The sequence below is a fragment of the Paenibacillus sp. cl141a genome, assembly GCF_900109305.1.
GTDB classification, from domain to species: domain Bacteria; phylum Bacillota; class Bacilli; order Paenibacillales; family Paenibacillaceae; genus Paenibacillus_AQ; species Paenibacillus_AQ lautus_A.
In genome coordinates this window covers 338,183-352,076 of record NZ_FNZO01000004.1, presented here as the reverse complement: position 1 = coordinate 352,076, position 13,894 = coordinate 338,183, and the positions used below count along the sequence as shown (strand labels likewise).

At 51.0% G+C, this 13,894-nt stretch carries 13 protein-coding genes; 10 read left to right on the top strand and 3 right to left on the bottom strand.

The features are described from left to right. Positions 1-5 precede the first annotated feature (5 nt). From BMX45_RS14320 to BMX45_RS14305, 4 genes are read left to right on the top strand one after another with little or no spacing between them, the layout of a single operon-like run. On the top strand, positions 6-911 hold the full coding sequence (locus tag BMX45_RS14320) for an ABC transporter permease (RefSeq protein WP_090910246.1): 906 nt from the start codon (positions 6-8) through the stop codon (positions 909-911). A 22-nt stretch (positions 912-933) separates the two neighbouring features. Next, positions 934-1,956 (top strand): ABC transporter ATP-binding protein, encoded by a 1,023-nt coding sequence (locus BMX45_RS14315; protein WP_090910245.1) that lies wholly within the window; start codon positions 934-936, stop codon positions 1,954-1,956. After that, positions 1,940-2,926 carry an ABC transporter ATP-binding protein gene (locus BMX45_RS14310; RefSeq protein WP_090910244.1) on the top strand — a complete coding sequence of 329 codons (987 nt, stop codon included), beginning with the start codon at positions 1,940-1,942 and terminating at the stop codon, positions 2,924-2,926. The genes BMX45_RS14315 and BMX45_RS14310 overlap by 17 nt, the downstream gene beginning before the upstream one ends. Before the next feature lie 42 nt (positions 2,927-2,968). Then, entirely contained in the window at positions 2,969-3,388 is a 420-nt protein-coding gene (locus BMX45_RS14305) for an OsmC family protein (protein WP_090910243.1), read from the top strand. Positions 3,389-3,543: 155 nt separating this feature from the next. Here the strand turns inward: BMX45_RS14305 and BMX45_RS14300 are convergent, their stop codons facing one another. Continuing rightward, on the bottom strand, positions 3,544-3,957 hold the full coding sequence (locus BMX45_RS14300; protein ID WP_090910242.1) for a DUF2500 domain-containing protein: 414 nt from the start codon (positions 3,955-3,957) through the stop codon (positions 3,544-3,546). Positions 3,958-4,147: 190 nt separating this feature from the next. Here BMX45_RS14300 and BMX45_RS14295 point away from each other — a divergent pair, with 190 nt between their 5' ends. Both BMX45_RS14295 and BMX45_RS14290 read left to right on the top strand, forming a co-directional pair. Then, a complete protein-coding gene (locus BMX45_RS14295; RefSeq protein ID WP_090910241.1) occupies positions 4,148-4,531 on the top strand; it encodes a GntR family transcriptional regulator in 384 nt (127 codons plus the stop codon). Between the two features lie 9 nt (positions 4,532-4,540). Next, complete coding sequence (locus BMX45_RS14290; protein WP_254778073.1) at positions 4,541-5,932, top strand: DUF5808 domain-containing protein; 1,392 nt, start codon at positions 4,541-4,543, stop codon at positions 5,930-5,932. A 206-nt stretch (positions 5,933-6,138) separates the two neighbouring features. Here BMX45_RS14290 and BMX45_RS14285 read toward each other — a convergent pair whose 3' ends face one another. Continuing rightward, a complete protein-coding gene (locus tag BMX45_RS14285; RefSeq protein ID WP_090910240.1) occupies positions 6,139-6,732 on the bottom strand; it encodes an NAD(P)H oxidoreductase in 594 nt (197 codons plus the stop codon). A gap of 203 nt (positions 6,733-6,935) precedes the next feature. Here BMX45_RS14285 and BMX45_RS14280 point away from each other — a divergent pair, with 203 nt between their 5' ends. Next, a complete protein-coding gene (locus BMX45_RS14280; protein WP_009593955.1) occupies positions 6,936-7,274 on the top strand; it encodes a winged helix-turn-helix transcriptional regulator in 339 nt (112 codons plus the stop codon). A gap of 387 nt (positions 7,275-7,661) precedes the next feature. Next, positions 7,662-9,680, top strand: a complete 2,019-nt coding sequence (locus BMX45_RS14275; RefSeq protein ID WP_090910239.1) for a bifunctional diguanylate cyclase/phosphodiesterase — start codon at positions 7,662-7,664, stop codon at positions 9,678-9,680. A gap of 103 nt (positions 9,681-9,783) precedes the next feature. On the opposite strand, the gene splB is transcribed toward BMX45_RS14275, so the two are convergent. After that, complete coding sequence (gene splB / locus BMX45_RS14270) at positions 9,784-10,809, bottom strand: spore photoproduct lyase (RefSeq protein WP_090910238.1); 1,026 nt, start codon at positions 10,807-10,809, stop codon at positions 9,784-9,786. Between the two features lie 230 nt (positions 10,810-11,039). Here splB and BMX45_RS14265 point away from each other — a divergent pair, with 230 nt between their 5' ends. Together BMX45_RS14265 and BMX45_RS14260 are read left to right on the top strand one after the other, a co-directional pair. Further along, the gene (locus BMX45_RS14265) at positions 11,040-12,200 is read left to right on the top strand and encodes a GntR family transcriptional regulator (protein WP_090910237.1); all 1,161 of its coding nucleotides are present in this window, start codon (positions 11,040-11,042) and stop codon (positions 12,198-12,200) included. A 448-nt stretch (positions 12,201-12,648) separates the two neighbouring features. After that, positions 12,649-13,884, top strand: a complete 1,236-nt coding sequence (locus BMX45_RS14260; protein WP_090910236.1) for a glycoside hydrolase family 125 protein — start codon at positions 12,649-12,651, stop codon at positions 13,882-13,884. The last annotated feature ends 10 nt before the right edge of the window (positions 13,885-13,894 follow it).

Here is a 13,894-nt window from a genome sequence, read left to right as displayed (position 1 = left end):
ACGGGATGGCTACAGTTCAGGAAAAGGAATATGTCGCTCAAGTCAGCAAAAAGCTGAAAAAAGAGCAGCGAGCCTTAGGATATCGCCGCCTGAAGTCCAACTACGGGCTATTGATCGGAGCGACTATCTTTGTGGTATTGGTGATTCTGGCGCTGATCGGACCGCTCTTCACGAACTACGGTCCGTACGACATGAAGGTTGTGGACCGTTTAACTCCGCCAGGGGCCGAGCATTGGCTGGGTACCGACGAATTCGGACGGGATTTGTTAACGAGGCTTCTCTACGGGGCCAGGGTATCGATTAGCGTCGGACTGGCGGTTGCGCTGCTGTCCTCCGCTCTGGGACTCGTGATCGGCGTTTATGCAACGTATTATAAGACGTTGGATCATATTCTCATGCGCATTTGCGACGGGTTGATTGCGATTCCGGGAATCTTGCTCGCCATTGCCTTAATGGCCGCGCTCGGCGCATCCGCTTTGAACGTTATCATTGCGCTGACGATCGTGTTCACGCCGAATATTGCCCGAGTCGTTCGCTCAGCAGCACTGGTGGTGCGCGAGCAAACCTACATCGAAGCGATGCATGTCCAGGGGGCCAGCCCCACGCGCATTATATGGCAGCACATCGTGCCTAACACGCTGTCTCCACTACTGGTACAGGCGACTTTCGTATTTGCCGAGGCGATTATCTCGGAGGCCGCGCTCAGCTTTCTCGGTGCGGGCATTCCTGCGCCCGAAGCCAGCTGGGGGAACATTTTGCAGGCAAGCAAGCTTGTTATTTACAAGGCATGGTGGATGGTCGTATTTCCCGGGGCCACGCTCGTCCTGTCCGTCCTTAGCCTGAATTTGCTGGGAGACGGGCTGCGCGATTTGCTGGACCCCCGCGTGAAGCAAAAGTTTAGAAAGCGATGAATATAAGGCTGGAGGTGTTTCCATGAATAAAGAGCCTCTATTGGAAGTGAAAAATCTTAAAACGCATTTTCATACCGAGCGCGGAAAAGTGACGGCGGTGAACGGAGTCAGCTTTTCCATGAATACTGGCGACATCATCGGTATCGTCGGAGAGTCCGGCAGCGGAAAAAGCGTGATGTCCCAATCCATCATGAGATTGTTAGATCATACGGATGCAATCGAGTACGAGGGAGAGGTCGTATTCGAGAATCAGAACCTGCTGTCCCTCCCGCATTCTACATTACGGGCGATCCGGGGAGATCGAATATCCATGATATTTCAGGATCCGCTAACCTCCCTGAGCCCTGTCTATACGATTGGAAACCAAATCGGAGAAGCCATTCGCCTTCATCAGAAGAAGTCGAAGAAGGAAGCCCATCAGCAAGCCATCGAAATTTTGCGGATGACGGGCATTCCTTCGCCCGAAATAAGGGTTAACGAATATCCCCATCAGCTGTCGGGGGGAATGCAGCAGCGGGCGATGATTGCCATGGCACTCTCCTGCGAGCCGAAGCTGTTGATCGCGGATGAGCCGACAACCGCGCTCGATGTGACGATTCAGGCACAAATCCTGGAATTGCTCGCCGACTTGAACCGCAAAATGGGCATGGGCGTGCTGTTCATTACGCATGATCTGGGCGTGGTTTCGGAAATTTGCACGGGCGTGAAGGTGATGTACTTGGGACAGATTGTTGAGGAGGCTCCCACGGAACAGCTGTTCCAAACGCCGCTGCATCCTTATACCCAGGGGCTGATCCAATCTATCCCCAAGCTGGAGGGAGACAGGGACGATGAACTTTACGTCATTGAGGGAACGGTGCCATCCCTGGCGGATATTCCGCAGGGCTGCGGCTTCTCAACGCGGTGTCCTTATGCCGACGAGTTGTGCCGTACCTCCGAGCCGCCGATGCAATCGGCCCAAACGGACCATCGAGTGAAGTGCTGGCATTATGAAGCCCTAAACAAGCCGGAAGGGAGGGAGACAACCGTTGGAACAAGCAGCTGATCGTTCGATTTTGAAGGTAAGCTCCCTTCACAAGCAGTTTCCGGTGTACGGATCATTCGGCAAGATAGGGGGCGCCAAAGCATACGTCAACGCGGTCACGGACGTTTCCCTGCAATTGAACGAGGGAGAAACTTACGGCCTGGTCGGCGAATCAGGCTCCGGCAAAAGCACCACGGGACGCACCATCCTCGGATTAACGCCGGCGAGCCAAGGGCAGATCCTGTATCGGGATCGGGAATTGGCGGCCATGACGAGGGAGGAAATGCGGAATTTCCGCAAGGACGTGCAGCTTGTTTTTCAAGATCCGTTCTCTTCGCTCAATCCGAGGAAACGAATCGGCCGGATGCTGGAGGAGCCCTTGATCATTCATAAAATGGGGGATAAGGCGGAGCGTCAGGAAACCGTGTTTCGCATCCTGAAAACCGTCGGCTTGCAGCCGGAGCATGCCTTTCGCTTTCCCCATGAATTCTCGGGCGGGCAACGCCAGCGGCTGGGCTTGGCGCGCGCGCTTATCATGAATCCGAAAATCATCGTGTGCGACGAGCCGGTCTCCGCTCTGGATGTGTCCATCCAGTCGCAAATTCTGAACATGCTCAAGCGCCTGCAGCGTGAAATGAAACTAACGCTATTATTTATAACGCATGATATCAGCGTGGTTCGGTATATTTCGGATCGGATCGGCATTATGTATCTCGGAAAAATAATGGAAGAGGCTTTGACGGACGATTTGTTTCATGAGCCGTTGCATCCCTATACGAAGGCTTTGTTCTCGGCCGTACCGGATTTTAACCGCAGCCGGTTAAAGGAACGGATCATGTTGCGGGGGGAAATCCCGTCCCCGATATCGCCGCCGAGCGGCTGTGTTTTCCACACGCGCTGTCCCTATGCAACCGATGTATGCAGAACCGACATACCGGCTGTAAGAGAAGTGCGGCCGGGCCATAAGGTCGCCTGTCATCTTGTTGACTAGAACAGATAAGTTCGCAACCCCAACCAAAAGGAGAGAAGGACCATGACAACGTTACAAATCGTAGAAGGCCAGGATCGGATATTCAATGAGGCCGGGTTTCAGATTGCAGGAAACCACGGCCCGAATTTGGAGGGCGGCTTGTCTCCGAGAGAGCTGCTGGAAGCGTCCCTGGCGCTGTGCGTATCCATCTCGCTCCAAAAAATCATGGCTTACGACGGCGTGGAATATGATAAGTCTTCCATTCATATCGAAGTGTCATCAGTAAAAGCAGAGGATAAAAGCAATAAGTTCTCGCATTTCAACGTCCTTGTCTCGCTGCCGCCAACACTGGAGCCTGCCTACAAGGAGAAGCTAAAATCCGTTGTTGAGCGAGCATGCACGATCGGCAATACGCTGAAAAGCGAGGCCGTCGTCGAACTGATCGAAGTGAATGAGTCTATCAAAACGAGCAGCAATGCGTAATGGATAAGATGAAATATTAATCGTTCAAGTCGATTCAACAAGAAGAGCCTTAGTTCGGGTTTGACCGCGGACTAAGGCTCTTCTGTTCTTAAGGGACCGTGCGAATAAAATACGGAGACGTGATGCTTCTTCATTTTTACTGTAAACGCGTCCGGTTACGACTGCGGCTGCATATTCCGCTCAAACGCGACGATCCAGTCGCCCTGGATGGCGGCATAGCCGGTATCTCCCTCCACGACAAGACCGTACAGGTTCTTGACGTCAAGGTACTCTTTGCGTTCTCCATTATCAAATTCGAGCGTGATGTAGTAGTACGTACGGGATGAATGGTTGGCGTGCATCATTCCGTTATCGTTGTTGTGGTGATTGGTATGATGGCGGACATCCATCCGTTTGGAGACGACCCGGGCAAACTCGGAATTGCGCGGGGACTTGGCATTTTTAAGATAGCGGGCACCGTTGGAGATGAAGCCCACGATCACAATCACGAATACAATCCCGATCAGAATGGGAACCAGCGTAAACATAAAATCAAAACTTCCGCCAAAAGACATTCCTTGGGGCATCATCGACGGCACTCCTCCTGTTCCGTTATTTTTCCATTGATTATATGTACGGTAAGAATGACAGAAATGTTTCAAATTTTAGGAGTGCCCTCTTCCGCTATAAGTATTATTTGTATTATAATGATTAATACTTAATGATAGATAAGATGATGCTTATTCATGTGAATATATTTGCAGAGGAGCGTGCCTGAAGATGATGATCTCTTTACAACTGGACAGTGGGGTTCCTCTATACGAGCAGCTGCGCAATCAGATTGTCGTCGGTATTGCTACAGGTGAGCTTGCTCGGGAAGAAAAGCTGCCAACCGTCCGCCAATTGGCGGATGAACTCGGAATCAATACAATGACGGTGAACAAAGCGTATTCACTTCTGAAACAGCAGGGCTATATCGTGATAGACCGCCGGCACGGGGCCAAGGTGAGCCCGCCTAAGCCCCACAACCCCGAGCCTTCGCCGCAATTGGAGGAAGAGCTTCAATTGATCATTGCGCAAGCAGCGATTCAAGGGATTGACCGTTCCGGGTTTCAGGAGCTGTGCTCCCGCATTTTTTCCAAAATGACGTTTCCTCAGTCCTAATGAAGAGAGGTGATCTTCCTGCTAACCGTAATCCTGTCCATTACCGCGATCATCTGTTACGTTGCATTGCTTGCCACGTATAAACCGCAGGCCAAATACAGAAACGGCATGTTATTCGCGGTTACCCTGCCGCCGCATGCCATGGAGCATGACGGCATTCGCCAAGTTCAAGCCAAATTCAATAGAAGGATGAACCTTGCGAGCATATGGATGCTGGCAGCCTACATCCCCTTTGTAATTCTCCGTCCATGGTTTGCGTACCAGACGATTTATTTTTTTGTATGGCTCATGGTCTTTATGGTCGTGATAGTGCTTCCGTTCAGAACGGCATTCCGCGAAACGCTGGCACTGAAGCGCGAGGAAGAATGGTTCGTCGGGACCAAGCGGGTAATCCTGGGCGACCTGCGTGTAGCGCAGTGGAAGAATCAACGATCTGCCTCCCCATGGCTGTTTCTCATTCCAGGGGCCATGTCGATCGGACTGACGCTGTGGTCCGTGTCCAAGGACCCGCAGTTGTGGGGCGTTTCGGCTGGCGGAATGGTGATGACCGTCATTCTGTTCCTGGTCTCGCTGTCGATGAGAAGGACGAAGGCCAAGGTGTACAGCATGAACAGCGAAACCAATCTCGTATTGAATCAGGCAAGACGCCGAGCCGTTTCTTTGTTGTGGTTATTCGTAGCGATTCTTGAGAATATCCTTTTCCTTATTCTCCTTCTGTTGGTTATGAATGAAAATGCGGCCATGAACGGCATATGGGTTACGATGGTACTCTTATTCACGGCTATTCCGGCAGGGCTCGTGATTTATGTTTATCGAAGGCTCCACATTCAAGAGCAGGAGATCCTGACTAATGACGGCAAAACCGTCTACACGGACGATGATGAATATTGGGCGAACGGCTTCACCTATCATAATCCGAACGATAAAAGTATCTTTGTTACGAAGCGAGTGGGTGTCGGAGAGACCGTCAATACGGCCACCCCGGTAGGGAAAATGATCGTATGGGGTGCTGGCGTTCTCGTGGCGGCTGTTATCTTCGGTACTTCGTTCCTGCTCATCCGATCCGAGATGACCTCGCCTAAGCTTACGGTTACGTCGGATCAACGGATCGAGATTGACTACCCGATGTATTCCTATAGCTTCGATATGACGGACATCCGGCAGCTGACGCTAGTCGAGAGCGTGCCTTCCGGTTCCAAGACCAATGGTGAATCCACGGATAAGCATGCCCGGGGACATTTCCGCCTGAAGGACATCGGAAAGTCGAGGCTGTACATCTTCAAGAACAATCCGCCCTATATCCAATTCGTGCTGGATGACTTGCACATTTTCTATAACGATGAGGACTCGGCGAAGACGAGGGAGCTGTATGAGGAATTGCGAGAGATGGTGGAGGAGTGACGGCGGTTCCTAAGGGTAGCCGTTCAAGGCAGATTATGGTTGGGACAATTAAATTTAGAGATGTCTTATCAATGGTTGATGCCAACCTATATTCCTCCAAGCCTGCTGACGTACCAATATTGTGGGAATCATCAATCAGAAGTGTTGTAAATAAAAATCGACCTCTCTTGAGGTCGATTTTATAAATTCGGCTAATTATAAAGCAATCATTTCACGCTCACGCCAGAATCCGCATAATGCAATCCCAGCTGATATGCCCGCTCCAGCAGGCTCTCCATGTGCTCCGGTCTGCCCTCCAACGTGTCATAGAAGAATTCCACTCGGGAATCTTCGATTCCGGAATAGTTGGCCATGCCGACGTTGAGGGAATGGGACAGCATCGTATCATAGCTCCGCTTGGCAAAATGGTCCTCCGACGCTCCTGCTAATGCGATCCATAGCGCCTTCTTGTGATGGAGCTTGGAACCGCCGCCATATGCGAAGCCGTGATTCCAGACACGATCGATATACCCCTTCAGCATAGCCGGAACCCCGTACCACCATACCGGGAAGATATAGGCCAGCGCGTCGTGCTGTTTCATTCGCGCGATCTCGTTTTCAACCTCGGCGGAAAAAACCTTGCCAGGATCAGACCAATCGGGTTCGTCCGCCTCCCACAGAACCGGATCGAAACCGATGCGGTGAAGATCCAGAACCTCCGTCTCATGTCCGGCATCTTGAAGCCCTTGCACAAATCGCTCCGTGACAGCAAATGTAAAGGAGTTCACTCTGGGATGAGTGACAACGGTCAGTACTTTCATCATGAATCACCTTCGCTTTCTTCTATAATGTGTTGAATGTGCTTTGTTTTCTTGCAGTACTGGTATAAGGGGATTATGTATCATATAATGGCTGGAAGGAAGTACGCACTTATTTGTTCTATAGGTACCTAAAAGTGCTATTAGCACCCTAAAGTGCCCTTCATAGTCGCAGTAATTTTACGCACGGGAGGTGAGAGGATCTTATGAATCGTGACCGGCAATACCATATTCCGTCCGAAGCCACCATGGAGGTGATCGGCGGCAAGTGGAAGATCGTTGTGCTGTGCCACCTTAGTTATGGGCCCAAGCGTACGAGTGAAATTAAGAAAGAGATGCCGGATATTACGCAGAAGATGTTAACCCAGACCCTTCGGGAACTGGAGGAGGATGGGATTATTACGCGAACGGTCTTTAATCAAGTGCCGCCGAAGGTTGTGTACGAGCTGAGCGAATTGGGCGTTTCACTGCAGCCCATCCTGGATCAAATCTGTGAGTGGGGCGAGAAGTATATGAATGGAGAAACGAAGGTAAGTGCTCCATGAAGTCATGATAAAAGCTGCTGACCTGAGGGAATAAGTCGGCAGCTTTTTTTGTTTTTCAATATCCATCCAAATGGAATGTCCGTATGGCGTTCCGTGATTTGAAATCGATTAGAAGGAAAGACAGGGAGATTGTGGAATATATAGTCCTTTGGACTCATGCAGGTTCCGAAAGTTTCAGCCAAAACGGAGTTTGTCGAGAAATTGAATAGTTACTAAAGATATAATAGGAGGAAGACTCAGGGCCGGGCGGGCCGTAACCATAAGAATAATCACCTTGGATATGCAGGGAGAGCCATCCTTGAATTAATAGAAACGTTTGTATCTCAGGTAACGTATGAACTTCATAGGACCTAAGGATTACTCACAAAAGGAGTGTGCACAGCTCAGATGGACGGCAATTATAACTTGTATATTGTTGGGCTTTCAATTGCGATCGCTATACTTGCTTCATACTCGGCTTTGAATATTACGTCCAAAATTTCGGACGCGAACGGCAAATCCAAGTTTTTTTGGCTATTCGGGGGAGCCATGGTCATGGGAAGCGGCATTTGGTCCATGCATTTTGTCGGCATGCTGGCCATGCACATGAATATGAACGTGACGTACGACGCCTTTCTGACCATCATGTCGATGCTGGCCAGCGTGATTTCCTCATTCATCGCGTTTTATATCACCATGCCCAAGGATATTAACTGGTCCAAAATCGCGATCGGCGGTGTCGTTATGGGGAGCGGCATCGTGACGATGCATTACATGGGAATGGAAGCCATGGTCGTTCACGCCGACATCCGTTACGATCCCGTCTTTTGGATATTGTCCGCCGTCATTGCGCTGGCAGCCTCCTATGCGGCCTTATTACTGTTTCTTCGTTTTCGCAACCATTCCAAGTCCAGCTTTCTCAAGTGGGGCTCGGCGGTTGTGATGGGATTCGCCGTGTGCGGGATGCATTATACAGGGATGAAGGCGGCGCGCTTTGAAGCACATACCGGCATGATGACACATCAGCCGCAGTCTGTGGATTTCTTCCTCCTGTACTGCGTGACGGTCGCGATTTTTGCTATTCTGTTGATTTCCTGGGGCGCGATGTTCTTTGATCGGCATGTGCTGGAAAAGCTGGCCTATCAGGATACAATCACGGGATTGCCCAACCGCAATGAGATGAATCGGTTCTTCAGGACGAATGCCGAAACGGATAAGATTACGATCCTGTTTCTGGATCTGGACCAATTTAAGGCCATCAACGATACGCTGGGTCATAATGTCGGGGATTTGCTGGTCGAGGAAGTGGGCAAGCGGCTGCGTCAATTCATTCGAAGCGGCCAGCAGGTGTTCCGGATCGGGGGCGACGAATTTCTGGTTATTTTGAAGCAAAGCGACCCGAATTATGCCCAGCGCTTAGCCGATGATATACTCCAACAAATTAAAAAGGTGTACCATATTGACGGCAACGAGCTGTATGTGACGGTTAGCATCGGCATCAGCATCGGTTCCGTCCATAGCTCGGATCGTACGACGCTGCTGAAGAATGCCGACACCGCCATGTATAAAGCGAAGGGACTCGGCAAGAATCAGCAATGCCTTTATGACGAGGAGATGGGTCTTCAAGAGGTTCGCAAGATGGAATTGGAGAAGGACCTGCAAAGAGCGCTGGAGATGAAGGAGTTCTTCATCGTGTATCAGCCGAAATGGAATGTGCAAAGCGACCGCTTGGTCGGATTCGAGGCGCTGCTCCGCTGGAAGCATCCTCGACTCGGCGTGATTTCCCCTCAGGAATTCATTCCGATAGCGGAAGAGACGGGGCTGATTATTCCGATGACCCGATGGACGCTTGAAGAAGCATGCAAGCAGTGCAGGGTGTGGCAGGATAGCGGGGTTGTCCAGCCGGTCTCGGTGAATCTATCGGTCCGTTTATTTCATGGCGACAATCTGCTGGAGCTGATTCAAAACGTGCTGCGCCAGGCGGATTTGGAGCCGCGGTTGTTAGAGCTGGAGATTACGGAGTCCATGGTGCTGCACGATGTGAACGATATCATCCGTCAGCTTGGGAGCATCAGATCCTTAGGGGTTAAGGTCTCCATGGATGATTTCGGAACCGGCTATTCCTCGATAGGGCTCCTGGACCGGATACCGATTGATGCCCTGAAGCTGGACCGCCAGTTCACCAATGATTTGGACACGCCCAGCAAGCGCGCCATCGTCAACGCCGTCGTTCTTATGGCGGAAAAGCTGAATCTTGACGTGATTGCCGAAGGCGTGGAGAATAAGGAGCATATCGACTTTTTGACAGGGCTCGGGTGTCATGTCATGCAGGGTTACTATTACGGAAAGCCGATGGATATTCATGAGATTGAGGTCTGGATGTACGACCAAGATCACAAGGCCGAAGAGTTCGCGGCCCTTCGATGAAAGAGCGGATACGAATGTATATCGTTCATAAGAATAACGGGCACCGCGAGGTGTCCGTTATGTTGTTTTCGGGTACATCAAATGACTGGCGTTCCCGGTTATTTTAGACAAAATAGGCAATTTCCGCTCGCGGGAAATATTCTTGGATTCCCTTTTCGAACAGCTGCTGAAACTCCTCGACGGTTTCGGCCTTATAGACGTATTTGAATTTTCCATACCTTCCCCACTTTAACTGCCGGTCCTCCTCATCCATGTCCAGCTTGGTTTTGGGGTACCGTTTCAAAATGGTGTTTTTGGCCGTTTTGGTAAACCGGTGCTGAATGAGCTCAAATGTCAGATCCTTAACCTCCACATGGCTCAATCGCTCATGGAGCTTCTCTAATAAATGCCAGTACCCTTCCTGCCATCCGTCATATTTGACGATCGGGGCAATGATGAATCCTAACGGATACCCGGCTTCGGCAATTTTCCCAGCGGCTTCAATGCGTTCTTCGAAGGAAGAGGTACCCGGCTCGAAATAACGGATCACATAATCGGAATTGATGGAGAAGCGTACCCTGGTATGGCCGCCGTGATGGATATTCAGCAGGGAATCGATGTTGGCGAATTTCGTCACGAATCGCAGTCGGCCATGTTCCTGCTTGGCCATAAATTCAATGTAATAGGCCAGTGCCCCGGTCAAATGCTCCAGAGATACGGGATCGCCGGTACAAGCGGCCTCGAACCGGGTGATTTCGGGCGACCGCTCAGCGATATACTGCTTCGCTCGGTCCAGAATTTCATCCAGGTTGACATAAATCCGGACATAAGGCTTCGAGCTCATGGTGGTTTGGAGATAGCAGTAATGACAATGTCCTGCACATCCCGTGGTCAGCGGGATGGCATACTCCGCAGAAGGCTTGGACGTGTCGAAATCCAAGGTCTTCCTGATCCCAACGACTAGGGTGCGTTTGGCGTTTCGGTATTTTTCGGTTTCGGTCTCCCCCGGAATGCCGGTTACCCGATTATGGGAGGTGGTCATTTTGATGAGTGTGCCTAATTCCTCAAACCATGCTTGCAGCTTTTTCCCAAGCGGATACTCCAACGCATCCGGCTCAAAAAAGACGAGTTCCGGGTCAAAGCGCTCCAACTAATCTTCCTCCCCCCGCAAAAAACTTAAGGATATGGATTATAGGATGGGCAATGGTTGGGTTGATCATGCATTGTGCAAGTTATGAGTTTGTATGGTGCTGTTTTAAGCCAATAGGGGATGTGATGAATCTGTGTGCGATCATCGTTCAACATGGACAATTTAAATATATCATGTTATATTGTTATATAAATTAGCAGGTTTTGGAGTACCGTTGGAGGGATATCAATTTGAAAGATGCAGCTTCCACGAAGCCGATGTATGAACAGATTTTTAACGAGATGAAGCGAAAGATCTCAACCCATATGTTTCGGATTGGAGATAAAGTTCCATCAGAGAAGGAACTTGCGGATGAGTACGGAGTTAGCCGAATCACGAGCAAGAAAGCCTTGGATTTGCTGGCGGCAGAAGGCGTGATCGTGCGCAAGCCGGGCAAGGGATCGTTCGTAGCCGATCCGGATGAGCCTGTGGTACACAGGGAACCCATCTCCTCAGAGAGCACAGAAACCGGAACGGCCGGCCGGGAGAAAATGATCGGCCTGGTCATCACGGATTTTTCTTCAAGCTACGGGACGCGGCTGATCTACAGCATGGAGCAGTATTCCAAGGAGAATGACTGCTTTCTGGTCCTGCGCAGAACGTTCGGGGACCAGGATAATGAGGAATTGTCCATCCAGAAGCTGCGCAATCTCGGCGTGAACGGTCTTATCGTATTTCCCGCGCAGGGGGAATATTTTAATGCCGAAATATTGAAGATGGTCATTGCCCGCTTCCCGCTCGTCCTGATTGACCGCAAGCTGAAGGGGGTCGCTGCGGCTTCCATCAGCACGGATAATCTTGGGGCAGCCGTGCAGGCGGTGGAGCATTTATTCGATTTGGGTCACCGCCATATTTGCCTGCTGTCTCCTCCGCCGAGGGATACGACGGCGGTCGAAGAGCGGATTGAAGGTTTCGTCCAGGCTCATGCCGCCCGGGGCATCGCGTTTGACAAGGAAATCTGGATCAGTGACGTAACGGCCACGCTGCCCAATGCTTTCTACGAAAGCAATATTGAACGGGAAATACAGCGGATCATGCAGCATTTGCAGGATCATCCGTCGATTACCGCTTTTTTTGCGATTGAGTACAATATTGCATTGCTTGCTAAGGTTGCAGCTGAACGTCTCGGTTTGCGGGTCCCGGAGGATGTATCGATCATATGCTTCGACAGTCCGCAATTAAATATCGGTGAGGGGTATTTATTTACCCATATGCGACAGAACGAGGAAGAGATGGGAAGGCTGGCGATCGAGACGGTGCTGGGCATCATGAACCACGACGCGGTTGCGGTCGAGAAGAGATTGCCTGCGGAATTGGTGGTTGGCGCATCTACCGGTCCTGTCAAGGAATAGCAGAAACTTGTTCAAACGTCTGGGCAGCTGGCGCAGCCTTCGATGCATAGTGTGTTGGAAAGTGACCGGCGCATTGGTAATTCCCTGGCCGACCAAAATTCGAATTCGATAACGAAAATCTTGGAGGTTGAACCTTACAAACAGGAAACGTGAATACGGAATGTTTGTAATGTCTTCCCTTACCCATGTACGCATGCAAACCATGCGCTCACGAACCTGTGAGCGCATGGTTTTTTTTGTTCTTAATCCGGTGAGGAGCAGCGTTGTTTTTGTGCCGATGTTTACCTAATGCCTAATATAACATTTATTTTATTTTATATATTGACATATTAACTAGATAACAATATACTGATCCGTGATAACGGTTTCATAATTCCATCAAGTGAAAGGGGAACATCACGTGCAATCCATAACTGAACTGCCAGAGGCCATTAGGCGGTTATCGGACATGGTTCGGGCGAAGCAGCCGAAACGAACGGCTGACATGTTCGAGAGATGCCTAGCCAATACCTGGAATACCACCTTGAAGCGAATGGAGGACGGCACGACGTTTGTCATTACCGGGGATATTCCTGCCATGTGGCTGCGCGATTCGGCTGCGCAGGTCAGGCCCTTCCTGGTGCTTGGAGAGGACCGCGAGATCGGCGACATGATCCAGGGCGTGGTCAGACGCCAGTTTGACTATATTCTGCGGGATCCGTATGCCAATGCGTTCAATGAGTCTGCCAACGGGATGGGACATCAGGATGATGCAACCGAGATGAGTCCGTGGATTTGGGAACGGAAATACGAGATCGATTCGCTGTGTTACCCGATCCAGCTCAGCTACCTGCTGTGGAAAAACTCCGGGAGGACCGGCCATTTTGACGAAACCTTTCGGGCAGGCGTGCGGCAGATTATCGAGTTGTGGACGACAGAGCAGCACCATGAACAGAAATCGGCTTACACCTTCGAGCGGAGCAACTGCCCTCCGTCGGATACGCTGGTCCGTGGCGGAAAAGGAGCGGAGACGGCATATACCGGCATGACCTGGTCCGGCTTCAGGCCGAGCGACGATGCTTGTGCCTACGGTTACCTGGTTCCGTCGAACATGTTTGCGGTCGTTGTGCTGGGGTATGTGACGGAGATTGCCGAGGAGATTCTGAAGGATCGGGAGCTGGCAGCGGCGGCCGCAGAGCTCGCGGCACAGATCGAAGCCGGCATACAGCGGTACGCCATTGTGGAACATCTGGAATGCGGTCCTATCTATGCATACGAGGTGGATGGACTGGGTTCGATTAACCTGATGGACGACGCGAATGTGCCCAGCCTGCTGTCCATTCCGTACTTGGGATACCGAAATGCGGAAGATCCGATATACGCGAATACGCGGAGGTTTATCTTGAGTGAGCAGAACCCGTACTACTTCTCGGGGACGGCTGCATCCGGCATCGGCAGTCCGCATACGCCGGATCAATACATATGGCATATTGCGCTTGCGATGCAAGGGATGACCGAACAGGATGAAGCCGAGCGGCAGCGCCTCCTTGAACTGCTGCTGGCAACGGACGGAGGAACCGGACTCATGCATGAAGGGTTTCATGTGGATCGGCCGCAGCAGTATACCCGGCCTTGGTTTTCATGGGCCAATATGATGTTTTGCGAACTGGTGCTGTTGTGCTCCGGTATCGCGGTTAAACGGTAAAGCTAGCAGC

What these genes read in the sequence shown, in the direction of transcription:
- BMX45_RS14320 (WP_090910246.1), top strand. Translation starts at nt 6, where the DNA reads ATGGCTACAGTTCAGGAAAAGGAATATGTCGCTCAAGTCAGCAAAAAG.
- BMX45_RS14315 (WP_090910245.1), top strand. Translation starts at nt 934, where the DNA reads ATGAATAAAGAGCCTCTATTGGAAGTGAAAAATCTTAAAACGCATTTT.
- BMX45_RS14305 (WP_090910243.1), top strand. Translation starts at nt 2,969, where the DNA reads ATGACAACGTTACAAATCGTAGAAGGCCAGGATCGGATATTCAATGAG.
- BMX45_RS14300 (WP_090910242.1), bottom strand. Translation starts at nt 3,957, where the DNA reads ATGATGCCCCAAGGAATGTCTTTTGGCGGAAGTTTTGATTTTATGTTT.
- BMX45_RS14295 (WP_090910241.1), top strand. Translation starts at nt 4,148, where the DNA reads ATGATGATCTCTTTACAACTGGACAGTGGGGTTCCTCTATACGAGCAG.
- BMX45_RS14285 (WP_090910240.1), bottom strand. Translation starts at nt 6,732, where the DNA reads ATGAAAGTACTGACCGTTGTCACTCATCCCAGAGTGAACTCCTTTACA.
- BMX45_RS14280 (WP_009593955.1), top strand. Translation starts at nt 6,936, where the DNA reads ATGAATCGTGACCGGCAATACCATATTCCGTCCGAAGCCACCATGGAG.
- BMX45_RS14275 (WP_090910239.1), top strand. Translation starts at nt 7,662, where the DNA reads ATGGACGGCAATTATAACTTGTATATTGTTGGGCTTTCAATTGCGATC.
- BMX45_RS14260 (WP_090910236.1), top strand. Translation starts at nt 12,649, where the DNA reads ATGGTTCGGGCGAAGCAGCCGAAACGAACGGCTGACATGTTCGAGAGA.